This is a genomic window from Paenibacillus sp. J22R232 (assembly GCF_056269165.1).
The window spans coordinates 834,620-860,554 of record NZ_JBWDNK010000001.1 but is presented as its reverse complement, the minus strand read 5'-3'; the positions used below and the strand labels follow the sequence as shown (position 1 = coordinate 860,554).

23 protein-coding genes are annotated in these 25,935 nt (G+C 47.8%); 20 read left to right on the top strand and 3 right to left on the bottom strand.

What is annotated here, in order from left to right; all coding sequences use genetic code 11:
* Positions 1-82 precede the first annotated feature (82 nt).
* From AC0YN3_RS04055 to AC0YN3_RS04030, 6 genes are all read left to right on the top strand, one after another.
* Entirely contained in the window at positions 83-973 is an 891-nt protein-coding gene (locus AC0YN3_RS04055; protein WP_475773810.1) for a LysR family transcriptional regulator, read from the top strand.
* Between the two features lie 40 nt (positions 974-1,013).
* Entirely contained in the window at positions 1,014-1,616 is a 603-nt protein-coding gene (locus AC0YN3_RS04050; protein ID WP_475773809.1) for a hypothetical protein, read from the top strand.
* A 385-nt stretch (positions 1,617-2,001) separates the two neighbouring features.
* Positions 2,002-2,331 (top strand): ArsR/SmtB family transcription factor, encoded by a 330-nt coding sequence (locus AC0YN3_RS04045; protein WP_475773808.1) that lies wholly within the window; start codon positions 2,002-2,004, stop codon positions 2,329-2,331.
* Positions 2,328-2,726, top strand: coding sequence for an SRPBCC family protein (locus AC0YN3_RS04040; RefSeq protein ID WP_475773807.1), 399 nt, complete (start codon positions 2,328-2,330; stop codon positions 2,724-2,726). Before AC0YN3_RS04045 ends, AC0YN3_RS04040 begins: the two co-directional genes overlap by 4 nt.
* 172 nt (positions 2,727-2,898) lie before the next feature.
* A complete protein-coding gene (locus AC0YN3_RS04035; RefSeq protein WP_475773806.1) occupies positions 2,899-5,154 on the top strand; it encodes an ATP-binding cassette domain-containing protein in 2,256 nt (751 codons plus the stop codon).
* Between the two features lie 231 nt (positions 5,155-5,385).
* Positions 5,386-5,616 (top strand): hypothetical protein, encoded by a 231-nt coding sequence (locus AC0YN3_RS04030; protein WP_475773805.1) that lies wholly within the window; start codon positions 5,386-5,388, stop codon positions 5,614-5,616.
* Between the two features lie 202 nt (positions 5,617-5,818).
* Here the strand turns inward: AC0YN3_RS04030 and AC0YN3_RS04025 are convergent, their stop codons facing one another.
* On the bottom strand, positions 5,819-6,970 hold the full coding sequence (locus tag AC0YN3_RS04025) for an epoxide hydrolase family protein (protein WP_475773804.1): 1,152 nt from the start codon (positions 6,968-6,970) through the stop codon (positions 5,819-5,821).
* Positions 6,971-7,217: 247 nt separating this feature from the next.
* On the opposite strand from AC0YN3_RS04025, the gene AC0YN3_RS04020 reads away from it, so the two are divergent.
* The 7 genes from AC0YN3_RS04020 (at position 7,218) to AC0YN3_RS03990 (ending at position 15,566) form a co-directional block, all read left to right on the top strand.
* Positions 7,218-7,928, top strand: coding sequence for a sensor domain-containing protein (locus AC0YN3_RS04020; protein WP_475773803.1), 711 nt, complete (start codon positions 7,218-7,220; stop codon positions 7,926-7,928).
* 299 nt (positions 7,929-8,227) lie between these two features.
* Positions 8,228-9,571 (top strand): FAD-binding oxidoreductase, encoded by a 1,344-nt coding sequence (locus AC0YN3_RS04015; protein WP_475773802.1) that lies wholly within the window; start codon positions 8,228-8,230, stop codon positions 9,569-9,571.
* Positions 9,572-9,866: 295 nt separating this feature from the next.
* Positions 9,867-12,482 carry a phosphoenolpyruvate synthase gene (gene ppsA / locus AC0YN3_RS04010; protein ID WP_475773801.1) on the top strand — a complete coding sequence of 872 codons (2,616 nt, stop codon included), beginning with the start codon at positions 9,867-9,869 and terminating at the stop codon, positions 12,480-12,482.
* Between the two features lie 340 nt (positions 12,483-12,822).
* Positions 12,823-13,152 (top strand): PadR family transcriptional regulator, encoded by a 330-nt coding sequence (locus AC0YN3_RS04005; RefSeq protein ID WP_475773800.1) that lies wholly within the window; start codon positions 12,823-12,825, stop codon positions 13,150-13,152.
* 13 nt (positions 13,153-13,165) lie between these two features.
* Positions 13,166-14,032: a pentapeptide repeat-containing protein gene (locus tag AC0YN3_RS04000; protein WP_475773799.1), complete on the top strand. Its 867-nt coding sequence runs from the start codon at positions 13,166-13,168 to the stop codon at positions 14,030-14,032.
* A 12-nt stretch (positions 14,033-14,044) separates the two neighbouring features.
* A complete protein-coding gene (locus tag AC0YN3_RS03995) occupies positions 14,045-14,815 on the top strand; it encodes an ABC transporter ATP-binding protein (protein ID WP_475773798.1) in 771 nt (256 codons plus the stop codon).
* Positions 14,808-15,566: an ABC transporter permease gene (locus AC0YN3_RS03990; RefSeq protein ID WP_475773797.1), complete on the top strand. Its 759-nt coding sequence runs from the start codon at positions 14,808-14,810 to the stop codon at positions 15,564-15,566. The genes AC0YN3_RS03995 and AC0YN3_RS03990 overlap by 8 nt, the downstream gene beginning before the upstream one ends.
* Positions 15,567-15,730: 164 nt before the next feature.
* Here the strand turns inward: AC0YN3_RS03990 and AC0YN3_RS03985 are convergent, their stop codons facing one another.
* Both AC0YN3_RS03985 and AC0YN3_RS03980 read right to left on the bottom strand, forming a co-directional pair.
* On the bottom strand, positions 15,731-17,020 hold the full coding sequence (locus tag AC0YN3_RS03985) for a sensor histidine kinase (protein ID WP_475773796.1): 1,290 nt from the start codon (positions 17,018-17,020) through the stop codon (positions 15,731-15,733).
* A 1-nt stretch (position 17,021) separates the two neighbouring features.
* Positions 17,022-17,699, bottom strand: coding sequence for a response regulator transcription factor (locus tag AC0YN3_RS03980; protein WP_475773795.1), 678 nt, complete (start codon positions 17,697-17,699; stop codon positions 17,022-17,024).
* Positions 17,700-17,927: 228 nt separating this feature from the next.
* Between AC0YN3_RS03980 and AC0YN3_RS03975 the strand changes: the two genes are divergently transcribed.
* The 7 genes from AC0YN3_RS03975 (at position 17,928) to AC0YN3_RS03945 (ending at position 25,724) form a co-directional block, all read left to right on the top strand.
* Positions 17,928-18,734 carry a VTC domain-containing protein gene (locus AC0YN3_RS03975; protein WP_475773794.1) on the top strand — a complete coding sequence of 269 codons (807 nt, stop codon included), beginning with the start codon at positions 17,928-17,930 and terminating at the stop codon, positions 18,732-18,734.
* A complete protein-coding gene (locus tag AC0YN3_RS03970; protein WP_475773793.1) occupies positions 18,727-19,416 on the top strand; it encodes a DUF4956 domain-containing protein in 690 nt (229 codons plus the stop codon). Before AC0YN3_RS03975 ends, AC0YN3_RS03970 begins: the two co-directional genes overlap by 8 nt.
* A 35-nt stretch (positions 19,417-19,451) precedes the next feature.
* Positions 19,452-21,527, top strand: coding sequence for a carbohydrate-binding domain-containing protein (locus AC0YN3_RS03965; RefSeq protein WP_475773792.1), 2,076 nt, complete (start codon positions 19,452-19,454; stop codon positions 21,525-21,527).
* A gap of 335 nt (positions 21,528-21,862) precedes the next feature.
* A complete protein-coding gene (locus AC0YN3_RS03960; protein ID WP_475773791.1) occupies positions 21,863-23,287 on the top strand; it encodes a spore germination protein in 1,425 nt (474 codons plus the stop codon).
* Complete coding sequence (locus tag AC0YN3_RS03955) at positions 23,280-24,416, top strand: Ger(x)C family spore germination protein (protein ID WP_475773790.1); 1,137 nt, start codon at positions 23,280-23,282, stop codon at positions 24,414-24,416. The genes AC0YN3_RS03960 and AC0YN3_RS03955 overlap by 8 nt, the downstream gene beginning before the upstream one ends.
* A gap of 4 nt (positions 24,417-24,420) precedes the next feature.
* Entirely contained in the window at positions 24,421-25,518 is a 1,098-nt protein-coding gene (locus tag AC0YN3_RS03950) for a GerAB/ArcD/ProY family transporter (protein WP_475773789.1), read from the top strand.
* A complete protein-coding gene (locus tag AC0YN3_RS03945) occupies positions 25,515-25,724 on the top strand; it encodes a hypothetical protein (RefSeq protein ID WP_475773788.1) in 210 nt (69 codons plus the stop codon). The genes AC0YN3_RS03950 and AC0YN3_RS03945 overlap by 4 nt, the downstream gene beginning before the upstream one ends.
* The last annotated feature ends 211 nt before the right edge of the window (positions 25,725-25,935 follow it).

Sequence of the window (25,935 nt, the reverse complement as noted above, 5' to 3'; positions counted from 1 at the left end):
TCGTACTTGAAATTATTTATTGATTCCAACGCATTTTATGTTATGATTCCATTGACTGAAGGGAATGGATGGAGGATGCAGCATGGAACTTCTTCAACTGAAATATTTTCTCGCGGTAGCACGACTTGAGCATGTAACCGAAGCTGCGAAAAGCCTGCACGTTACACAATCCTCGTTAAGTAAAACGATTCAACGCTTGGAGGAGGATTTGGGAGTTCCCTTATTCGATCGAATTGGGCGGAATCTACGGTTGAATGCATGCGGAAGCACATTCCTTCGCCGAGCAGAGAGGGCTTTGTTTGAATTGGAGCAGGGTAAGCAGGAGCTTAGCGACTTATCCAGTCCCGAGCAGGGAACGCTTGAATTAGCGGTGACCACGGCAAGCACGCTGCCGAATATCCTACGGGAGTTTCGGAAAAAGTGGCCATACATCCAATACCATGTCCAAATGCTGACCACGCAGGAAATGGTTACGCTGCTGCATAGAGGAGAAGTAGACTTCTGCTTGTCATCGCCTCCCTTCCATGGTGAAGACATTGAATGTCAAACCGTCTTCATCGACCCGATACTTGTAGCTGTTCCAAAGGGACACCGGTTGGCAGAAAGAAACAGCGTCTCCTTAACAGAGCTAAAGGACGAATGGTTTGTCGGCGTAAAAAAAGGCTACGGTACTCGTGATCTTGTGGACTTGATTTGCAATACGCTTGGATTTGCACCACAATATGTGTACGAGGGCGATGAGCCTGCAAGATTGATCAATCTTGTGGAAGCAGAACTTGGCATCGCGTTCATACCTAGCACGGCAAGATATTCAAGAGATTCGATTACATATCTCCAGGTTGACAATCATGAATTAGTACGGGAAATTGCTATGATATGGCATAAGAGCCGTTATATTTCTAAGGCAGCGATTGCATTCCGTGAGGTTGTTATGCAGTATTTCGAGACATTATCCGAACAAAGCATTGAATAAAGATGAACCGTCAAATGGAAACGAATCGGAGGGGCTTCAGATGAATCAAGTTGAATTTGTAGGGTATGACGTAGGAGGTCCTGCGATTAAGGGCAGCACAAATCGGTTATCTAACGGATACGAAGTGCAGGCAGGTGGCGAAGATGTATGGGGCTTATCTGATCAATGCCATTTCTCCCATCAGATCTGCAATGGTGATTTTGATATCAAAGTCCGTGTAGAAGCTTTGGAAGAGGCCGATCTGTATACGAAAGCGGGGATCATGGCCAGAGAGTCCTTGGAGCCTGATAGCGCACATGCTTATTTGGTTGTGTTCCCCGATAATAGCCCGCGGAACAAGAACAATGGTGGATACGAGTTTCAATATCGCAAGACGAACCAAGCCGACAGTGCAGCCATTTATCCGGAAGATTTTACGTCGGAGCCGGCAGCTTTCCCAGTCAATTACCCTAATACGTGGTTGCGGCTGCAACGAAACAGCAATGAGTTCCAATCTTGGTACAGTTCGGACGGAATACGTTGGATACCATATAGCTCGATCGCATTACCGTTTAGCGAATCATTATTTGTCGGCCTAGCCGTTACCTCACATAACGGGGAAAAAGCAGCAACTGCCATTTTCAAAGATATTTCAATGGGGTAGACTCAACAAATGGTATATATCCAGTGATGGTTTCACTACGGTACAGCATCGACTATAACAAATACTCCAGAAGAAACCCAACTCAAGCCGAGTTGGGTTTTTACTTCTTTTAATGGCTGTTTCATTAACGAGTCCATAGCAGCAAGATGAGTTGCTTTGCAAACTTCCCTGTCGGGAAGGCTCCTGTCGGGATTAAAGCTGCTATTCTAATATGGCGTTGACACGACACCATTCGGTGTCCTATAATAAAAAAGCAAGATGTCACTAAATGGTGTCTAATTGGAAATTATCGCCTTGTGGGCGTTGCATCCAAAGAGCCGTATTCTTTATGCAGGTTGTAACATTATCGGCTGTCCCTTGGTAATAATGCTTAGGAGAGGGTGTTGTGAGCGATAACAACCAGTTGCGAGATGTCTTTGACGCGATTGCAGATCCAACTAGGCGCCGACTTATCAGTCTGTTAGCAGAGGCAGATGAGCTGCCGCTTCATGAGTTAACGGCACAGTTTCAAATGGGCCGAACTGCTGTATCCAAGCATTTGACCATTCTTAAAGAGGCTGGACTGGTGCTTGACAGAAAAATCGGCAGGGAAACGAGATTTAGGCTTAACGCGGCTCCGCTCAAAGAGATTAATGACTGGGTGGCTTTCTACAGTAAATTCTGGAGCATGAATATGAAGCGCTTGAACCAACTATTAGAGGAGGAAGAAAAATGAGTTTATCACTAACTTTGGATTTTCAATACAAGACAACAATCGAGAGGTTATGGTCAGCCTTGACCAATTCAGAAACCCTTGCCAAATGGGTATTGGAAAATGATTTTGAGCCAATCGTAGGCCATCGTTTCCAGTTCCGCAATAAGCCATCCGAATACTGGGACGGCATTATTGACGGAGAAGTTCTTGTCGTTGATGCGCCAGATCGATTGTCCTATACTTGGGCCGTCGGTGAGGAGAAGCACACGGTTACCTGGACGCTGCAGGATTTAGGCGAAGGAGTGGTAAACCTTCATCTCGAGCAAACCGGAATAACGAATGCCCAAGGGTACGAAGGTGCTAAGTATGGTTGGAGTAATTGGTGCGGCGAGCTTGAGAAAGTGTTGGCACAATAACCGTATTCGGTGTAACATAAGTCCATCCATTAATTAAGTTAGCTGAATTGATAGTTAGACCTAGCATGGCCCAAAAAAATATAGACCGGCTGCAATCATTTTGCAGCCGGTTTATGTCTGCTTATGACAATCTGACTTAAAAGCAAATAAAACGATCGGAAGGATGTTACCTATGAACGAATACAATCAAGAGTATATTGTTATTTCAGGTGCTAGAGAAAACAATCTCAAGAACGTATCCTTGCGCATTCCCAAGCGAAAAATCACGATTTTCACCGGGGTATCCGGATCCGGCAAATCATCGATCGTTTTCGACACTATCGCTGCAGAATCCCAGCGTCTCCTTAACGAAAACTTCAGCATGTTCGTCCGTAACTTTCTGCCGCGTGTCCCGCAGCCGGATGCAGATGCGCTAGAGAACCTGAGCATGGCTGTTATTGTGGATCAAAAACGACTAGGCGGCGGTTCCCATTCCACAATGGGAACCATCACCGATATTTCGCCTATTCTCCGTCTTCTTTTCTCAAGGGTGGGTCAGCCCAATATTGGACCCGTGAATATGTTCTCGTTCAACGATCCGCAAGGCATGTGTACGGAGTGCAACGGGATCGGTCGCAAACTTGGCGTCAACATGAGCAAGGCGATTGACATGTCAAAGTCATTGAATGAAGGAGCACTTATGCTGCCGGACTATTCCGTGAACGGCTGGGAATGGAACATGATCATGCAGTCGGGGGACTTTGATCTCGATAAGAAGCTGAGCGATTTTTCCGATGAGGAACTGGAGCAGCTGCTATATGCCCAGGCAAGAAAGGTGAAGATGGATTTCGCCGGTAAGGCAATGAATATTACAGTGGAAGGCGTCATAGAGAAGTTCACCAACAAATACATCAAGCAGGATGTCAAGACGAAATCAGAGCGCACGCAAAAGACTGTTGCGCCGTACATTTCCGAAGGCCCTTGCTCCAGCTGCCGCGGTGCGAGACTCAGCCAGGCCGCACTTAGCTGCAGAATTAATGAACACAACATTGCCGAACTATCCTCCATGGAGGTTGGACAGCTTATTCGCGTCATTCGGGAAATTGACGATCCTTTCGCCGCACCGGTCATCAAAACGCTAACGGATCGGCTTCAGCATCTGGTGGATATCGGACTTGACTATTTGACGCTGGATCGTGAGACGGATACATTGTCCGGCGGCGAGTCGCAGCGCGTCAAGATGGTGAAGCACTTGAGCGGCAGTCTAGTAGACGTCACTTATATCTTCGATGAGCCTAGCGTCGGCTTGCACCCCCGAGATGTTCATCGTTTGAATGAATTGCTTCAGAAGCTGCGCGACAAAGGCAATACCGTAATTGTCGTCGAGCATGATCCCGACGTCATCAAGATTGCCGACCATATCGTCGACGTAGGGCCTCATGCCGGCAGCCGCGGCGGTACGATCATGTACGAGGGAAGCTACGAAGGACTGCTCGAATCAGGTACGCTGACGGGAACCCATATGAAGCGGCCGCTCAAGCTTAAGCATGAAAGCAGGCAGCCGTCAGGCAAGCTATCCATTAAAAATGCTACGCTGCACAATCTACAGAACGTGAGCGTAGATATTCCGACCGGAGTGCTCAATGTCGTAACCGGTGTCGCCGGCTCGGGCAAGAGTACGTTAATTAACGACATCTTCCTCAGCAACCATCCGGATGCGATCGTCATCGACCAGTCGTCGGTTGGCGTGTCAACACGCTCCAATCCCGCGACCTACACGGGCATTATGGATGATGTGCGCAAGGCGTTTGCTTCTGCGAACAAGGTGAATCAAGGCTTGTTTAGCTTCAACTCCAAGGGAGCTTGCGAGAATTGCCAAGGACTTGGGGTCGTGTATACAGACCTAGCATTCCTCGATAGCGTGAAGCTGCCTTGCGAGGTATGCGGCGGAAAAAGGTTCAAGGAAGAAGTACTCGCATATAAGCTGAACGGCAAGTCCATCGCAGAAGTACTGGAGATGACGGTCGAGCAGGCATTGGAATTTTTCCAGCTAAAAGAAGTTGTACGCAAGCTCCAAGCAATGAGCGACGTCGGTCTGAATTACATAACGCTTGGCCAGCCGCTCAGCACGCTCTCGGGCGGAGAATGCCAACGAATCAAGTTGGCGAGCGAGCTTCATAAGAAGGGCAGCATCTACGTGATGGACGAGCCCACTACCGGCCTACATATGTCGGATATCGGTCACCTGCTGGAAATTATGAACCGTCTTGTCGATACGGGCAATACGGTGATCGTCATTGAGCACAATTTGGATGTGATCAGCCATGCGGATTGGATCATCGATATTGGACCGGATGGAGGCAGCAAGGGCGGACAGGTTGTCTTCGAGGGCACGCCTCCGCAGATTGTTCATGCTGAACGGTCGATCACGGGACAATACTTGTCTTAGTCCTGTCATCCGCATTCGTCATACATGTTATGCGTAACTCCTTCGCATAAAAGGAAGATCATCATCGCGTTGATACCCGCTTTTACTCATTTGGGCTGCCGGCATAATCGGCAGTCTTTTTGTTTAGTTTCGGGAAGCTGTCATAAGTTGATTGAATGGTTTCATAAACATCTCAATCGTGGTAAAATGTTCCATATTGAAAATATGTAGCTTATGGAGAGGGGAGTTTGAATGACGGGTAACCACATTCACGAAACTCAGCCAGAGAAGAGAACAACATTCCGTAACGGCAATGACTTTGATCATAACCTTCGTATTATTCAAAATATAGAAGGTGGCGGACCCATAAAAAGAGTTAGTTTACATACATTGCCGCTTCCTCTAAGGATTTTTGGCTACTTTTTCTACACAATTATAGTATTAATGGGTGCTGCCGCAATTCTAATCAGTTTTATACGCTAAGTTTGAAGAAAGCCATGCAGCTCCTATTAACATCGGGGCTGCATTTTTTATTTTCGGATATGGGGATGGCGAAAGCGCGGAATCGACCAATATTTGAAAAATCCGAGTGGTATACCCTCGCGTTCAACGTCTATGGACAATCGGATACTGACCGATGTAGCGAGTGGTGTTTATAGGTAAGCGCCTATATAAACGATCCCAATTAGCGAAGAATCCTGAATGCCGCGCGGAGTTCTTCTGAAAAAAGCTGTGGCTGTTCCCAAGCCGCGAAGTGTCCGCCTTTGTCAAGCATGTTGTAGTAGATTAGGTTGGGATATGCCTGCTCAGCCCAACTCTTCGGCGCTTGATAGAGCTCATAAGGAAAAACGCTCACGGCAACCGGCAGGGTGGATACACCTTTAACATCGAAAAAGGAAAACTTGTTTTCCCAGTAGAGACGTGCCGAAGAAATTGCCGTCTTGGTCAACCAGTAAAGCGTGATATTGTCGAGCACATCGTCCCGTGAAAGTCCTCCGGGGTTTCCGGCAAAGGCCTGCGCGATTAGCTCCAAACTGCACGCATCATGGTCAAGCATGAAGGCTGCCAAGCCAACGGGCGAATCTACAAGACCGGTCAACGTCTGCGGGCGCGTCCCCATCATTTCCGCGTAGCCAATGTGATTATACACGAAATGCAGCTGCATGCACGCTAGCCATTCTTCGGCTGAGAGACCAGAGGGCAGCGGATTGCCAGCTTGAAGCGCCTTATCAATATAAGGAGGAACAGTTCCAGGCATGTTGGAATGAATGCCGATCAGTCCCGGAGGCGCCTGTACAGCCATCAAATCCGTAACCATTGCCCCCCAGTCGCCGCCCTGCGCCGCATACTTCGTATATCCTAACCGTTTCATCAGCTCGATCCAGGCACTTGCGATGCGTACGGGGCCCCAGCCTGTCGTTGCCGGCTTACCTGAAAACCCGTACCCGGGCAAAGACGGAATCACCAGATGGAAAGCGTCCGATGCCTTCGCACCGTGTGCGGTGGGATTGGTAAGCGGATCAATGATCTTCATCATCTCGACGATAGAGCCGGGCCAACCATGCGTGATGATGAGCGGCAGGGCATCTTTATGTTTCGACCGAATGTGCATAAAATGAATGTCCAGACCATCTATATTGGTGATGAACTGCGGCAAGGCATTAAACTTCGCTTCAAACTTGCGCCAATCGTAATCCGTCGCCCAATAACGCGCAAGTGCTTGAATCGTAGCGAGCTGTACCCCTTGCGATATATCTGAGACCGTTTCCTTTTCAGGCCATCTAGCCGCGTTTATGCGACTGCGCAGCTCGGTAAGCTCCTCTTCCGGTACATGCAATTGAAACGGACCTCGAATGGCGTTATTGTTTATGGATTGTTTTTTATTTTAATGATTGGTTCGTGTTTGTTCCATATTGATCACCTTTTGATAAGTTTTTTTAATCGGGGTTGTAGACGTTCGATCCAGATATACAAACACCATATTCATGCTTCGGGATATTCGTACCTCGACATGGACCTGGACTAAGGTCCGATCCTGACTCCATTCGCCGGTAGGATGATGAATAGCAGCAGGAAGGGCTACAATGAGAGCAACAATAAGAGAAAGCGTGGTTGGAATCATGAAGAAACAAAGCGCCTTGCAGGCGTGGAAAATGCTCGTCCTGTCGCTTCCCAAAGGAATAGCGGCATTCGTCGTCATCGTAGTCGGATTATCCGTAAGCCTTCCGCTGTCGGTATTTCTCGTTGGCGTGCCACTGCTGGCCGCGACGCTGACCCTATGCAAGACGATCATGGTCGGAGAATCAAACCAAGCAGCGGTATGGCTGCAAGGACAGAAGCATCCTGCCGATTCCGCTCCGCCGGCTTTGGCTGCCGGAGAACAGAAGGAATGGCGCTCCTGGCTGAAATCGGTTTTGATGGATGGGAGGTCATACCGCGGTATCCTGTTCGGGATAATGCAGCTTCCGATTTGCATCGCGGCGTTCACTGTCGCCATCGTGCTTCCCGCAACGGCTTTCGCGGTGCTGCTCTCACCGGTTGCTTACGAGGTAAGCATGCGGTTGTTCGATTTCAATTTGTTTTCGAACGAATGGGGGCTGGACCAACTCTTCGACTGGAGCTTGACGGCCGCACAGCGTTCTTGGATCTCCGGAGGGGTAGGCGTCATTCTCGTGCTGCTGCTTCCCCTGTTGCTTAAAGGGCTTGGCCGCTGGTATGCGGCTTGGGTTCTAGGCGTTGCAGGCCCTGAGCCCGCTCGCAGACCAAGCCCGGAAGGGTCATATATCGTCGGATAGTTTACCTAACAAACCATTAACGTGTATTCAAAAAAAGAGGCACGCTTGAACGTCATCTACGACGTGCTGGCTGGCCTCTGTTTTTAGGTTTGGCTCACAACATGCCATCCATCGCAATCTAAAAACCAAATGGAAAAGAAATAACTAATGAGAGCCGCAATCATGTGATTGCGGCTCTTTAAATACTTTATTATCAGTCGCCCATACCTGCCGCTTACGCCTTTCATACGATAGAAGGTAGCTGCCTAACTAATATATTTCACAGATGTACTTTCGATTAAGCATAGGGAGTTGAGAATGTGAATGCAATAACGAAGCTTACCGGGCGAGTAATATTTAAGGGAAATCCGGGCTATGAGGCAGCTCGGAAAAATTGGGATCCGCATACGGACAGATTTCCTAAAGTTTTTGTGTTTGCTCAAAGAACGATTGATGTTGCAAACGCCATAAGATGGGCTCGCAAGTACAATATACCCATTCGGGCAAGAAGCGGAAGACATGCATTGGAGACCAACCTTTCCCAGGTCAACGGAGGCATAGTCATTGACGTCAGCGAGATGAAGAAAATCAGGTTAAATAAAAAATGCAGGACGGTTGTGGTTGAATCAGGAAATCGGGTAGGAAGAGTCGTAGATCAGTTAGCAAGGCAAGGATTTATCGCTCCATTCGGTGACAGTCCATCGGTTGGAATCGGCGGTATTACGCTTGGCGGGGGAATTGGTCCGCTCCAAAGGACGACCGGTCTCATCAGCGATAATCTAATCGGGCTAGAAATGGTAGACGCGAAGGGAAGAGTAATCCGTGCAAGCAAAAAACGCAATTCCGATCTCCTGTGGGCTTCCCGCGGCGGAGGCGGCGGCAACTTTGGCGTATACACCAAATATAAATTCAAAGTACTGCGAGCTCCGGCCAAAGCTACCGTATTCAGCATTGTCTGGCCATGGGAGCAGTTCGAAAAGGTCGTGAGGAAATGGCAGCTATGGGCTCCAAACGCCAGCACCAAGCTGGGCAGCGAACTAAGCGTCGGTCCCAAAAAAGGCGGCAATGTCAGCATGATTGGCCTTTATCTCGGATCTAAAACAGAAGCCTTGCGTCAATTGGAGCCTATTCTCAGCGTGGGGACGCCTACTCAAAAAACCGTCCGGCTACTGCCTTACTTGAAAGCTACTCAGTTTTTATTGGCTCCCGATCCCATTCTTACCCAAAAGTTCAGCAACCAATTTTCCAGCGGTTTTGGCAGGCGTCCATTCCCGGATAAAGCTTATAAAGTCATGCGCCATTTTCTAGAAAAAGCAGAGGAAGGGACTCCAGCGGGATTTTTCTTCCTTAACTGGGGCGGTGCCATAAGTCGGATCGCACCTAGAGCAACCGCATTCTACTGGCGGAAAGCGCAATTTTATGTGGAGTGGAACAGCTCATGGGTTAAGCCGTCTCATGCGGCTAGAAATATCGCGTTAGCTAGGAATACCAGGAAGAAGCTGCAGCGTTATATCGTTGGCTCTTATATCAACGTACCTGACCAAGGCATTAAAAGTTCTGGGCCCGTCTATTATGGCAAGAACTTTCCTAGATTGCGCAGAGTAAAAGCTAAATATGATCCAACCAACGTGTTTAATAATCCTCAAAGCATTCCCCCGGCATAAACGATTAACAATTTATCGGGAAACGCTCGTTGATCAGGCGCTTGGGAGATATACCGAGATCGTTTTCGTTCGAAAGATGGTAATTCCGTTGTCTGATAATCGCGGAAATCAAAAAAAGAACCTGAGTGCTTACTCAGGTTCATTCCATTTGCATATAAACAGTCACGATGATATACTCAAATCACGACTTCAATTTTTAAATAGATAAAATTAACGCAGCATATATTCATATTTTAACACACCTTAAAATTCTTGTCAAATGCTTTTATCAATTTATGATTAGGGGCGATTTTGAATGCGTTCTTTGGTTCTCGGTTTTCAGGAAATGGATGAAACGCAGTTTCAGCTCGTAGGCGGGAAAGGATTTAATTTAGGTGTATTATCAAAAATGGAAGGCATACACGTACCAGAAGGATTTTGCGTAACAACAGCTGGCTATCAAAAAGCTATCGAACAAAATGAAACGTATCATGCGTTGTTGAAACAACTCACGCTGTTAACGCCAGCAGATCGTGATCAAATTGCAGAGATCAGCCGTCAGATACGCCAAATCATAATGGAAGCAGAAATTTCTTCCGATGTCGTACATGCTGTAACTCTCTATCTCGCTAAGTTTGGTGACGAACATGCATATGCAGTGCGTTCCAGCGCGACTGCCGAAGATTTGCCATATGCCTCCTTTGCCGGTCAACAAGATTCCTATTTAAATATTATCGGAAAAGAAGCAATCTTCCAGCATATCAGCAAATGTTGGGCTTCTTTATTTACGGATCGCGCGGTCATTTACCGAATGCAACAAGGATTTGACCACAGTCAAGTTTATTTATCCGTTATCGTTCAAAGGATGGTTTTCCCGCATGCTTCAGGGATATTATTTACCGCTGATCCAATTACCTCAAACCGAAAGCTGCTCTCCATCGATGCCGGCTTTGGACTTGGTGAAGCGCTGGTTTCTGGCTTGGTATCTGCCGATTGTTATACCGTACATGAAGGGGAAATCGTCAGTAAGAGAATAGCAACCAAAAAGTTGGCTGTCTACGGATTAAAGGAAGGAGGAACGGAGACCAAGCAGATCGAGCCTGATCAACAACAGACCCAAACTCTTACCGGGCAACAAATTGTACGACTGGCACGTATCGGAAGACAGATCGAAGCTTATTTTGGTTTTCCGCAAGACATCGAATGGTGTTTAGCCGATGATATGTTTTATATTGTCCAGAGTCGGCCAATTACGACTTTATTCCCCATTCCTGAAGCGAATGACCAAGAAAACCACGTTTATGTTTCCGTTGGCCATCAACAAATGATGACAGATGCCATGAAAGAATTGGGACTGTCATTTTACCTATTAACGACTCGGGCACCTATGCGAACAGCCGGCGGAAGGTTGTTTGTTGATATCACGCAAAATCTAGCTGTGCCTGCCATTCGAAATATGGTAATTGATGCCTTGGGAAAATCCGAACCACTCATCAAAGATGCGCTTTTGACTATCGTAGAGCGAGAAGGTTTTATAAAATCATCGCCAGGTGACAATAAAGTACCGAATTCTATTACATACAAGCAAGATAAAACGTCTTCGGATTTGCAAACGCCATTCGAAAAAAATCCGACTATCGTTACTGATTTGATTAAGAGTAGTCAAACATCATTAGAAGCGTTAAAACGAGATATCCAAACGAAATCAGGATCAGATTTATTTGATTTTATTTCAGAAGATTTCCAGCAATTAAAAAACATCTTATTTAACCCACAAAGTCTAGAGGTCATTATGGCCGCTATGGATGCTTCATCTTGGATCAATGAAAAAATGAACGATTGGTTAGGCGAAACAAACGCAGCGGACACGCTTTCTCAATCGGTCCCCAACAATATTACTTCGGAAATGGGACTGGCACTTTTGGATGTCGCTGACGCGATCCGTCCTTATCCAGAAGTAATTGATTATTTGCAACATGCAAAAGAGGATAGCTTTTTGGATGGACTGGTTCATCATCCTGGCGGGAAGGATGCCCAAGACGCCATCTATGCTTATCTCAACAAATATGGCATGCGGTGTGCCGGTGAAATCGATGTAACCAAAGCCCGGTGGAGCGAAAAGCCGCTGACGCTTGTCCCGATAATCCTAGGTAACATCAATAATTTCGAGCCCCATGCCGGCAAACGGAAATTCGAACAAGGGAGACAGGAGGCTATAGAAAAAGAACATGAGTTAATAAATCGTTTGAAGCAATTACCGGATGGCGAACAAAAAGCCGAAGAAACAAAACGAATGATAGACTTGATCCGGAATTTCATCGGTTATCGTGAATATCCAAAATACGGCATGATTAAACGCTACTTCGTATATAAGCAGGCTTTGTTGAAAGAGGCCGAACAGCTTGCATATGCAGGCGTTATTGAAGAAAAAGAAGATGTCTACTACCTTACTTTTGAAGAGTTTCGCAGTGTTGAGCGCACAAAAAAATTGGATTACCAGATCGTCAACAAACGAAAAAACGAGTACAAATTATATGAAAAACTAACTCCACCGCGTGTTATGACGTCTGACGGCGAAATCATTTCGGGAAAGTATAAACGAGAAAATCTCCCAGCCGCCGCAATTGCGGGCTTGCCTGTTTCTTCCGGAATCATTGAGGGAAAGGCACGCGTCATCTTAAGTATGGAAAATGCGAATCTAGAAGATGGGGATATATTAGTCACCGCTTTTACCGACCCTGGCTGGACGCCTTTGTTCGTATCCATTAAAGGGCTAGTCACCGAGGTTGGGGGACTGATGACTCACGGAGCGGTAATCGCGCGTGAATATGGCTTGCCGGCAGTCGTGGGGGTAGAAAATGCTACCAAGCTGATTAAAGATGGCCAACGAATTCGCGTGCATGGAACAGAAGGATATGTCGAAATTTTGTAATGCTGAACACAAACTACTCTCTCCTAGAACAGCATCCCCATGGCAAAATCAAATCGCTTAAGGAATTGTCCAGCGAATATGAAGAAAAGCATACTACTCATTAGTTTCGCGACTGCCGGAGAAGGTTTCTTCCGGCAGTCTGCTATCATTCAGATAATTGCAGTCACATTAAATGCCGCAAATATTGCGGCATTTTTTTTGTTATCAAGTTCTATTCAAAGTTCGATGATAATAACCGGAAACCGGATTCCTACAATCTTGCCCAATTGTGTATTTTGATCGCAATAGTACCTTGACAGTCATAGTAGTATGTCGTATTATACAGTAGCGGGGTGATTAAATGAGTGAGAACAAAATTACATCCGACCTGCTGCGCGGACATACCGACACGATGATATTGCGACTCTTATCCGAAGCAGACCGCTATGGATACGAGATTGTAAAGTTGATTGCGGAGCGTTCAGGCGGTGAGTATGAACTAAAAGAAGCAACCATGTATTCCAGTGTTCGACGACTAGAGGTTGACGGCGATATCGAGTGGTATTGGGGTGACGAATCGCAAGGCGGCCGACGCAAATATTTTAGAATTACCGAAAAGGGCAAGGAAACTTACGGCCGTAACAAAAACAACTGGGAGTACGCACAGCGTGTACTTGAAAATTTATTATAAGGGGATTGATGAGATGAATCAGAAATTGACGAAATATTTGGACGGCGTATTTACTCCATACGATGGGGTAAAAAGCGTCACCGAATTAAAAGCCGATCTGCTCTCCGATTTGCAAGAGAAATACCGTGAACTTAAAGCCGAAGGCAAAGATGATGAAACGGCGTTTCAACTGACCATTGAAGGCATCGGAGACATCGAGGAAACGATTCTCGAAGTCGCCAATCTCTCGAGGTCGCTGGAGAGGCAGTTACTGATAAACTTTAACGCGAGCAACTTGTCAAAGAGCGACTTCGCAGGCGTTACTGCGCATAAAGGACAATTTCATTCAAGCGCGTTACGCGGTTCCGACTTTTCAGGCGCAGACTTGACCGGCAGTTCGTTTAAGACGAGCGACTCGCGTGAAGCGAATTTTGACGGGGCGAATCTGACTGATTGCAGCTTTTCCTCCCTAGACCTAACGGATGCGAGCTTCAATGAATCGATTCTTGTACGTACCAGCTTCGGCGTTTCCGGGATGGAGGGAGCCAAATTCACAGGCGCAAGACTGACCGACGTCACGCTAACCAAGATCGACCTTAGAAAAACAATCTTTGAACGGTGTATCTTTGACGGCGTTAACTTTACGTATTCCGACCTGAGCGGGCAGCGTTTAGATGGGCAAACCTTTATCGGCGTTAAATTTGACAAGTCGGCATTGCACGACGTTTCGTTTAGGGGCGCAACATTTAAAAATGTTTCTTTTCAGGCGTATTTTTCATTGACCAATAAGTATTATCGTTCCATCAAAACCATATGCTTTGACGACGCAGTCATGGATAAGCTGACTTATGCCGCACTTAAAGGCATGGGGGCAAATTTGTCTAAGGTTACTATTCGATAAGGAGGAGAAGTTATGCCTAATCATTCGATTCAAGTCGTTGGACTGCAAAAGTCCTACAAGCAGCATCAAGTCTTGAAAGGCGTCGATTTCGAGGTGGAAAAGGGCAGTATTTTCGCGTTGCTCGGCTCCAACGGGGCGGGTAAGACCACGATTGTCAAAATACTCGCCACGCTGCTCAAACCGGACAGCGGAACCGCTACCGTAAACGGATTCGATGTAGTGTCTAAAGCTGACAATGTAAGGCAGGCGATCAGTCTGACCGGACAATTCGCCGCGGTGGACGAAATATTGACCGGACGGGAAAATCTGATCATGATCGCCAAGCTGCGTCATCTTAAAAATCCTCGCCAAGTTGCGGACGATTTGCTGAAACGATTCGGACTCGCGGACGCCGCCGACCGCAAGGCGTCTACTTATTCGGGCGGTATGCGCCGCAGGCTCGACATCGCCATGAGTCTTATAGGAAAACCGCATATCATTTTCCTCGATGAGCCAACCACAGGGCTTGATCCCGAGGCGCGCATCGAGGCTTGGAAGATTGTCAAGGAGCTAGCCAACGGTGGAACGACGGTATTCCTGACTACTCAGTATTTGGATGAGGCTGAACAACTTGCCGACCGGATTGCCATTTTGCACGAAGGCAGAATTATTGCGGGTGGCACGTTTGAGGAGCTGAAAAGGCTGTACCCGCCCGCAAAGGTGGAGTATGTGGAGAAACAGCCATCTTTGGAGGAGATATTCCTCGCAATCATCGGTAAAAAGGAGGAAAGAAATAATGAATAGCCATTTTTTCAGCGACATGAACGTCATGCTTGGACGCTCCATGCGACATATTTTTCGAAGCATGGATACCATCTTCACGGTCTGCCTCACTCCGATTGCGATGATGCTGCTGTTCGTCTATGTGTTTGGCGGCGCAATCCAAACGGGTACGGATAACTACGTGAACTACCTGTTGCCCGGAATTCTGTTGATTGCAATTGCAAGCGGAATAGCTTATACGTCTTACCGCCTGTTTTTGGATAAGCAGCGGGGCATCATTGAGCGGTTCCATTCCATGCCGATTTCGCGTTCCGCCGTATTGTGGGGGCATGTGCTCACCTCGGTGGTATCCAATCTCATCTCAATTGTCGTCATCATTATCGTAGCGCTTATTATGGGCTTTCGTTCGTCGGCGGGGCTGCTGCCATGGCTTGCGGTAGCAGGCATACTCGTCTTGTTTACACTGGCATTAACTTGGGTTGCGGCGATTGCCGGACTGTCCGCAAAATCGGTTGAAGGCGCAAGTGCCTTTTCCTATCCGCTTATCTTCCTTCCGTTTATCAGCTCGGCGTTCGTGCCGACCGAGTCTATGCCATCGGTCGTTCGTGCTTTTGCCGAAAACCAGCCGGTAACCTCTATCGTGGAAGCTATCCGTGCGCTGCTGTCCGGTCAGCCGGTGGGCAATGATATATGGGTCGCTCTTGCATGGTGTGTAGGGATTTTGCTCGTAGCCTATTTCTTTGCCATGAGGGCTTACAAAAAGCAAGCGTAAAAAGGGCTGTCCCATAAGTCAGTAGATTGACGATATAATATCATTGTTGTTCAGCTTAAACGGCAAATTGCATATTTAACTATTCTTCCGATCGCCATTGCTCATCAAAAATCCCTTGCGACCGCTCAAGCGGCCGTAAGGGATTTTTTTCATTGCCAGGGCATCTAGCTCAGATGCAGATAGAAAGTCGTCGATTTCCCAAGCTCGCTTTTCGCGTAAAGCTTACCGTCGTGCTGATCGACGATGGTTTTGGCAATAGACAGACCAAGTCCATGGCCGCCTTGTGTGCGGGTACGGGAGGAGTCCGTCCGATAGAATCGGTCAAAGATGCGGTGCAAGTGCTCCGTGGCAATGCCTTCGCCCGTATTGGTGAGCGAAAGGACGACATCGTGATGCTGTTTCTTCAGCACAATCTCGATTAATCCGCGCGGTCCCGCGTATTTGATGGCATTATCGAGCAAGATCATCATGACCTGCTTGATCTGCTCGCTGCTGCCATTCACTGTCAGCCCGGGCTCAATATCATATTCGAGTTGAAGCTCCTTCTCGAAAATAACGGCTTCCATCGTCAGCATAATCGTCTCCACCGCTTCGCTCAGGTCAAACTCGGCATGCATCATGGCGGAACGCGAGTCCTCCATTTCGGTCAGATAAAGGAGATCGCCTGTTAGCTTGGCCATGCGCAGCGTCTCCTGCTTAATGACATGCAGCCACTTGGCTTGGTTCGCGATCGTATCCTCGCTGTTGGCAAGCAGCACATCCGCATTGGTCTGAATGACCGCAAGAGGCGTCTTCAACTCGTGTGAAGCATTGGCGATAAACTGCTTCTGTTTCTCGAAAGCCTCCTTAACCGGAGCAATCGAACGGCTGGCAAAATAACGGCTGATGAAATAAATGAAGACGAGCATAACGAGAGCGACGGCCCCGAACGTATAAATCAAATTCGTTAAAATACCCTGCTGCGCGGTGATATCCGTAAAGACGAGCATTTTGCCGGCAGCTGAGGTTGATTGAACGATAAACGCCCATTCATTGCCGTCCAGTTTGAGTTGGCTGGTCGTTTTCCCCGTTGCAAGCGCCTCTCCGAGTGCCTCTTGGTAGAAGGACTCCTCCATGTCAAACCGCGAGTCGGTGCTCGTTAACGTGCCGGTGCTGTCCGTTTCCAGCTTGAACGATACAGTCCGTTCGGGGCGCCAGCCGTCGTCTTTCATGCCTGCAGGCGGCTCGCCTTGGAACTCATCGGGAGGCAATGCACCCTCATCGACCGGTTCGAACTTTCTAGGTCCGTCTTGCTGTTTATGGTAAAATTCCGAAACTTGGTGAAGCTCCATGTTGATGTCGCGTTTCACGTCTTGATAGGTGATGGCATAAATGGCCGTGAACGCAGCGAGCATCATGACGGTGATCGTGATCAGGTTCAGCAGGAGAAAGCGATTTTTAAGTTTTTTGAACATCTTACTCCGTCACCTCTAGAATGTATCCAACGCCCCTGATCGTTGCAATCTTCACGGATGAATGGAGGAAGGCCAGCTTCTTCCGCAGGAACGAAATGTACACCTCCGCATTGTTGTATTCCGCGTTCGAATCGAAGCCCCACAGCTTTTCGATAATTTGCTCCTTCGACGTGACGGCAAGCTTACGTGTCACAAGCAGCTCAAGCAGCTCACATTCCTTCAAATTCAGCTTCAACTCCTTGCCCTTGACAGAAAGCTTCAATAGCGACGTATTCAGCTCGATATCCCCGAACGTCAAGGCGTCCTCCGGGACGACCTCTCCCTTGCGCCTCAGCGCAGCGCGTATGCGTGCCATCAGCTCCTCGGTCGAGAACGGTTTGGCGATATAGTCATCCGCGCCGTAATCGAGTCCGGTAACTTTATCCGTAATTTCGCCTTTGGCCGTGAGCAGGATGACCGGCGTCGCCTCGCCATCGCCCCTCAGCTTGCGGAGCACGGCAAAGCCGTCCATCTCCGGCATCATAACATCGAGCAGCAGGAGATCGTAAATGCCACTCAGCGCGTAATCGTAAGCGGACCTGCCATCGTGGACGACATCCACGGAATAGTTCTGCTTCTTCAATAGTTGGGATAAGGCTTCCGCCAAATGTATTTCGTCTTCCGCGATCAAAATTCGCATCGGTTGTTCATCCTTTGCCGTTTTCTAGTTTTGCTATCCCCATTATAGCAAGCGAACCTTTAACCAACCTTAACTGTTTTCACCCGGGCACTTCCGGTCGCTATATATAGGAAGCTCGATTTTTTTAAGAAAATGTAAATCGATTTAAGATTCATTCAAGGTTGGGGGACTAAGATACAGACATGAGAGACGAGATCACAGCAAACGTTGGAAAGGAATGATACGAGGATGGCTATTGAGGTGTTCAACCGATACGAAAACAAATACTTGCTGGAACAAGACGCGTACCTTCGGTTTTATAACGACCTTCTTGAAAATATGGAGCTTGACGCTTATAACAAGCAGCATGAATTTTATTCGATCAGCAACCTTTACTTTGATACTCCGCATGATTCGCTCATCCGGACGAGCCTGTCGAAGCCGAAATACAAGGAGAAGCTGCGGCTGAGAGCGTACGGCGTGCCAAGCGGCGACGCGAAGGTGTACCTGGAGATGAAGAAGAAGGTGTTCGGTCTCGTAAACAAACGTAGGACGGGACTGCAGTTGCGCGAAGCGTACGAGTTCGTTCGAACCGGGATCAACCCAGCGTTACAGCCTTACATGAACAAGCAGGTGATCGAGGAAATCAAATATTTCCTATGCCGCTACGAGCTCGAGCCGAAGGTTTATCTAGCATACGAACGAAAGGCGATGTTCAGCAAGGTGAGCAGAGACCTGCGCATCACGTTCGACACGAACATCCGCCATCGCCGGTATGACCTCGGACTGGAGCTTGGCGATCATGGCCAGCTTCTCGACCCGGCCAACAAGTGGCTGATGGAAATAAAAGCGGAAAATACGATTCCGCTTTGGCTGTCGCGGCTTTTATCGGAGCATGGATTGTACCGCACTAGCTTCTCGAAATACGGCAACGAATACAAGAAGTCGGTAAGATACGGCAGCGAGCGACCGACGATGCGGACGCAAGCAGCACCAGCCGCGCAGTCGACGCAACTAACACCATTTATAGAAAGAGAGCGTGTACTCTATGTTTGATTTCGAATCCTTATTTAATCCTACGACTGCGACTGCCACAATGACGCTTGGCAGTTCGATCGTCACGATCCTGACCGCTATCGCTCTCGGCGCCATTATCAGCTTCACTTACATGAAAACCAGCACGATAGGTTATTCGCAAAATTTCACGCTAACCATGATCATTCTGCCCACAATCGTCGCCATTATTATTCTTCTGATTGGCAGCAATATCGCCCGAGCATTCAGTCTTGCTGGAGCCTTCTCGATCATCCGGTTCCGAAGCGCACCCGGCGATCCAAAGGATATTGCTTACGTCCTGTTCACGATGGCGGCCGGTCTGGCTTGCGGCGTAGGCGCCTTTGGCTACGCGGTATTGTTCACTTTAATTCTTTGCGCTTTGATGTTCATCTTGAGTAAAACCAACTTCGGAGCCAGAAAGTCGGCTCAGAAACTGCTTAAAGTAACGATTCCGGAAAGCCTTGGCTACGAAGAAGCATTCGACGAAGTATTCGCTACGTTCGGCGTTGCCTATGAACTGAAAAAGATTCGCACGACCGAGCTGGGCAGCTTGTATGAGCTTGTCTACACCGTCACGTTGGGTCAGAACACAAACCAGAAGGAATTCCTCGACGCGTTCCGATGCCGCAATGGCAACTTGGATTTGTCCTTGACGATGCTCCCTACGGCTACGGCAGAATAATGCAACAACCATTACAATTTGGAAGGAAGATCGATATGAAAAAGACGAATTTAAAACATTTTGTAGGCGTAGTTGCTTTGTGTACGGTTCTGCTGGCTTCGGCCTGCAGCAATGGCAGCAATAACCCAGCGTCATCAAGCAATGGGGCGGTCGTAGAGACCGCTTCAACGAACCCGCAGGCGGAGACGGCAGCGGTTGCGACAACCACACTGTCAATGGACGATCTCGTAGAGTTCGACGATGAAGACTACGACACGGAGTGGAGCGAAGAAAGCTCGACGAAGATTGTCTATAATGGCACATCGGCCAGCGTGGCAGGAGCAGGAGCCACGGCAGGCGAAGGCGGTTCGGTGAGCATAACGGAAGCCGGCACATACGTATTAAGCGGCACACTGAACGACGGGCAGTTGACGGTGAACGCGCCGGACGGCACGGTACACTTGGTCCTAAACGGCTTGGAGCTGCACGATAACGACAGTGCTCCGCTGTATATCGTGGAAGCAGGCAAGGTGGTTGTGACTCTGCAAGACGGGACGGAAAACAAACTGTCGGACGGCACAAACTACGTCTATGCCGATGCAACCGCCGAAGAGCCGAACGCAGCCTTGTACAGCAAGGCTGACCTGACGATAAACGGAACGGGTAAGCTCACGGTAGAGGGCAACTTTAACAATGGCATCAACAGCAGGGACGACTTGAAGCTCGTATCAGGCACGATCGCGGTTAAGGCAATCGACGACGGCGTAATGGGTAAAGACCGCATAGCTGTTCTGGAAGGGGTGAAACTGACGGTTGAAGCAGGCGGTGACGGCGTAAAAGCGACCAATGCAGAAGAAGAAGGCAAAGGCATTATTGCCATCGGCGGCGGATTGTTCGACATCACATCCGGCAATGATGCGATTCAAGCGGAAACCTCAATGCTTGTTAATGGCGGTACGTTCTCGCTCATCACTGGCGGCGGAAGCGTAAACGGAGTGACGCATGCCGAAGAGCGCGGCGGCTGGGGCGGCAGTCAACAGGCAGCGCCAAATGCGGAAAGCACGGCGACCGATGCGGTTGCGACGGCAACCGAAGAAGCATCTACAAGTGCTAAAGGACTGAAAGCAGGTGCCGATATTCAGATAGGAGGCGGTACGTTCAAAATCGATGCTGCGGACGACTCCGTCCACAGCAATGGCAATCTGACGATAGCTGGCGGCGAGCTCACGCTCACTACCGGTGATGACGGCATCCATGCGGATACGGCGGTTACGATCGCTGGCGGAAAGATCAACATTACGAAGAGCTACGAAGGCATCGAAGGCTCCGTCATTACGCTGGCGGGCGGCGAAGCAACAGTAACGGCATCCGACGACGGCATAAACGTAGGAGGCGGAAACGATGGTTCTTCAGTGAACGGACGCGAGGGCCAGAATACGATTACCGAGGGAACGCACATGCTGACGATTACCGGAGGCACGTATTACGTGAACGCAACCGGTGACGGACTCGACTCCAACGGTTCAATTAAGATGAGCGGCGGCACGGTTACCGTTAGCGGACCTACCAATGCTGGCAACGGCTCACTTGATTACGACGGCACTTTCGATATGACGGGCGGCTACCTGATTGCCGCGGGCAGCTCAGGCATGGTGCAATCGACTTCGGATACGTCGACGCAGCAATCGGTACTCATGACCTTCCCGCAGGCACTGGAAGCTGGAACGATCGTACGCCTCGAGGACAGCGAAGGAACCGCGATCGCGACTGTCGCTCCATTAAAGACGTTCCAATCGGTCATGATTAGCTCTCCTGACCTGAAGCAGGGCAGCACGTACACATTCTTCACGGGCGGCTCGTCTACAGGCACCGAAACGAACGGCCTATATGAAGGCGGCGAGTATAAGGGCGGTACAAAAATGGTCAGCTTCGAGATTGCGAGCACTGTAACTTGGGTAAACGAATCTGGCGTAACGACTGCTCAGAGCGGCATGGGCATGGGCGGAGGAAGAGGCGGAATGGGTGGCGGTGAGCGTCCTATGAGAGGCCAGGGCGGTCAGCCTCCAACTGATGGCATGGTCCCTGAGGCTGCCCCGCAAGGTACGACGGACTCAGGTACGCAGGAGCAATAAAGAACCAAGCACATGTAGGGAGCCGCAAAATATTGTTCAGTAAGCAAGAGGCTGACTCAAAAGGGGTCCGCTCGCTGAAGAAACAGCTCGCACAATCAAAAACAAGCAGAATATTCCATGAAAAAGCGTTGCAGAGGATTATCCTGCATCGCTTTTTGATTTTGGTCTATAGCTCCCCGACGACGCTGCCATTTTGATTCTGAATCCAGCAACGACGTATTTATATGAATAACCCAAAATTTTTTTGTCCTGTAAAGGTCGAGAACTTGTTTATGGAATGGTTGAATAAAAGAAATCCAGATGGCAATCCTTAGGGAAAACAGGGGGGATTACGGATGGATCAGCAAATACAACATTTCTCGACGATCATTCAGACAAGGCTGAACGCTTCACCTGACCTCGTGATAAAAAACTATTGCGTGCAAGAGCAGCTCGAACTAACCTGTATGTATTTGTCTACCATAACGGATCAAAAGCTGGTCGATGAATTGGTCATCTCAGGCATATTGACGCCTCATTCCCCGCTTCAGAATGGCCAAAAGCCTTCTCAATGGTTAGTGTCTGCATTCATGCAAGCGGAAATAAAAGAAGTGAGCGGGGCGGATTCGTGCATTAAAGAATTATTGGAAGGCCAATGTATTGTCGTATTTGCCGGACAACATGCCATCTCCATTAATGTCCGCAAACAAGAACAACGCAGCATAACCGAGCCTGAAACAGAATCCGTGGTCAGAGGACCGCGTGAAGGTTTCGTGGAGGATTACTCACGTAATATTTCGCTCATTCGTAAACGACTAAAGAGCGAAAAATTGGTGATTGAGGATATGATAATTGGCAGTGAAAGCAATACAACGGTCTGTTTGATCTATATGCGCGGTATTGCTGACTCTGCCTTAATTAATGAATTTCGCAGCAGACTGCATGCAATTCAAACCGACAGCATTCTCGAGAGCGCCTATATAGAAGAATTTATTCAGGACAAGACATTGACTCCATTTCCTCAATTCACATCATCAGAGCGGCCTGATGCTATTGTTGCAAAACTACTCGAGGGACAAGCAGCCATCATTACGGACGGGTCGCCTAATGTACTAGCAGGTCCTACTACGTTTTTTCAGTCATTTTCTACGTCTGAGGACTACTACCAAAGAGCTGACATCGCTACCGTATTGCGATGGCTCCGCATGCTGGCTTTTGTTATTTCCGTATTTACTCCTTCCTTATATATTTCCGTTTCATCCTATCACCAAGACCTGCTTCCCTCGTCGATGTTGGCGAACCTAGCCTCCCAAAGGGAAGGAGTCCCGTTTCCTGGGGTGGTAGAAGCTTTCGCGATGATGGTCATATTCGAAGTTCTTCGGGAAGCCGGGCTGCGTATGCCAAGAATATCCGGTCAAGCGATATCCATTGTTGGAGCTTTGGTGCTTGGACAAGCTGCGGTCGAGGCAGGTATCGTGTCGGCGGCAATGGTCATAGTCGTATCGTTAACCGCGATCGCTAATTTTGTTGCCCCGAATTATGGATTTGGTATCGCACAGCGGCTGATTCAATTCGGATTCATGTTTTTAGCCAGCCTGTTAGGGTTGTTTGGCGTGATGTGCGGCGTTTTTGTTCTGCTCATCCATTTAGTATCCCTTCGTTCTATGGGCGTTCCTTATTTTGCGCCGCTGGCACCTCTAAAGTTTTCGAATTGGAGAGACACCTTTATCCGTATAAACCGGCCACTTATGAACCGGCATCGGAGAAAAGGGAATGAGTAACGGGAGATTCATGATGAAGAAAAAACTTATTATTATTTCCATCTTGCTGTTTTGCTCAGGATGTTGGGACATGAAAGAGATTAACCAATTGGCTATCGTCGACATGATCGCCATAGACAGGGATGACAAAGGCATGTTCAATGCCTATTATCAAATCCTCAATCCACCTAGCATCGAAGCTCGAAGAACAGGCCCGTCTAAAGCAGCCGTTTACACGTTTGCGGTTTCAGCACCGACAATGGGAAGCATGCTGGAGAAAACCGGGTCAGTCATGTCTAGAAATTTGTACACCTCGCATCTGCAGTGTTATGTCGTATCGGAACGAATGGCAAGGGGAGGTTTATTAAAAATGGCCAATTATTTGGAAAACTATAAAGAGCGCAGAACGAATGTTTATGCGATCGTATCGGAAGATCCCGTTTCCAAAGTAATAAATACGTTTACGCTATTAGACCGGGTACCGGGGAGAAATATACGTTTATTATTGGATTGGCATGCAAGAAGGCTCGGCATTAACAAATTACCGACAAGATTGAATGATCTCGTAGAAGGCATTCCTTTTAGCAGACCGACCATTATTCCCATTATTCAGTATAAAGGAGATGATTCAGCATCTCTATCGGATCGTCTGGAAGATATCGATGCTTCGAAACAGAGCTTAACCTTTAATGGGGGAGCCGTATTCATTAGGGCTAAGATGGTCGGGAAGGTTAACGATGAGATCAAGAACACTTATTATGTCTTAAACGGTTACGCAACCCGCAAACAAGAAACGTTTTACGTAAACGGCCAAACGATTGATGCAGCAATAAGTGTCATACAAATCAAACGAAAATGGATCTCGAAGAATAGACTTCGGATTAAAATAGATGGAAAAATAGGCATCATAAACAATGAGCAGGACGTAGCGTTAACGCTTCAGAATATCGAGAAGGTCGAACAAGCATTTAATCGCACATACAAAAGAAAATGCGAACAATTCGTTACTTTTGCGAAGCAGAAGAACTGGGACATGCTCGGAATCGGGGATACGCATCAAGGACGGAATAGATGGAAGGACATTAAAGTTGAATTCGAAGTCCATTCAAAGCTCACCACTTTAGGCAACACAATCACACCGTACGAATAGGAGAATGATATTGGAGCAAACTTCATTAAGTCCATTCCAAATGTTTTGCCTTGTCACTTGTTTTGTTGTGGGAACTACTTTTATTATGATGCCAAACGCTACGATCTCAGATGCAAAGCAATATGGATGGCTTGTTCATTTATGGGGTGCGCTTTTTGGCGTTCTTGTTGGATTTGTATGGATTTACATCTCCGGGAAGCATCCCGGACTTTCGCTGATACAAATATTAAACCGTGTATTCGGGAAATCCGCAGGGGCGGTCATTTCCGTCTGCTATATTATTTTCTTTCTCCAAATTGCTGCTTGGGTAACGAGAAATGTAAGTGATTATATGCATGTGACCATGATGCCAAGGACACCCCAGACGGTATTTCATATCATGGCTCTGGGAGTTTGCGCCTATGCGGCCGTGAAAGGAATACGGGCTATATCACTCGTTAGTATATTTATCGTACCCTATATTTCCGTTTCATTTTGGCTTCCTTATTCGGTCATGCTAAATGAATGGGAGTGGCGGAATTTTCATATTCCGTACGATTTTCATTTTTGGCCCATTCTTTCTGAAACCAAATACGCCTTAGGTTTTCCTTTCTTAGAGACCGTTGCTTGCATGATGATATTTCCCATGGTTCGAACAAAGCTAAAGACCGCCGTGCTCGGAGGAACCGTCTTTGGAGGCATCCAGATCGCGCTTTCCGTTTTCTTCGCGATTGGTATTCTAGGCGTATACCGATCATCCCATCTCCTATACCCGAAGTATACGATATTTCGAGAAATGGAGTTTTCCAGCTTTTTTGAACATCTCGAATCCGTCATTTCCATAAACATGCTGTTAGTCGTATTTGTGAAGTTGAGTGCAATCTATTACTTTGCTGTATCCGCTATTTGCCAAGTGTTTACCATACGTAACCGTGCCATTGTTGCTGTTCCCCTGATAGGGGTTATCTCCGCTTATTCTCTTTTGTACTCCAACATTGCAGAGAATGTGAAATGGATTCATGATTATTTGTTTATTTATTATGTTCCGTTCGGGATCGGTTTCCCCGTTCTAATCGTAATATTTACTTGGCTTCGCAAAAGCAGAGGTGAACGTGCAACATGATTGGTCTTTTGGGGACGTATATCATCTTTTCAGCCGCCGGATTCCTAGTTCTCCGATTTACGCGAATACAAAGGAGAGAGGTATGGGCATTCGCCATTATCACATGTATCGGCTTTATTCTGTGGGCGAGCATCGTGATCGGACATCCGCTAGATCTGAACCATGCCATTGGCTGGATAATTGACGGCAGCCGACGAAAGTCATAAACATGAAAGTTTCGTATATCAGTCATGCATCATACTCCTGGTTATCCAGGTGTTTTTCATTTCGTCGGATAAGCCCCAAAAAACTGAGGCACAAATGAGTATGATGATGGCTTGGAATGACTGAAATAGGATATGCGCAGCTTGACTTGAGCTGGTCAAATTCGTTATTGTTGATATCTTGATGATAATGAAAATCATAATCTTTGAGATG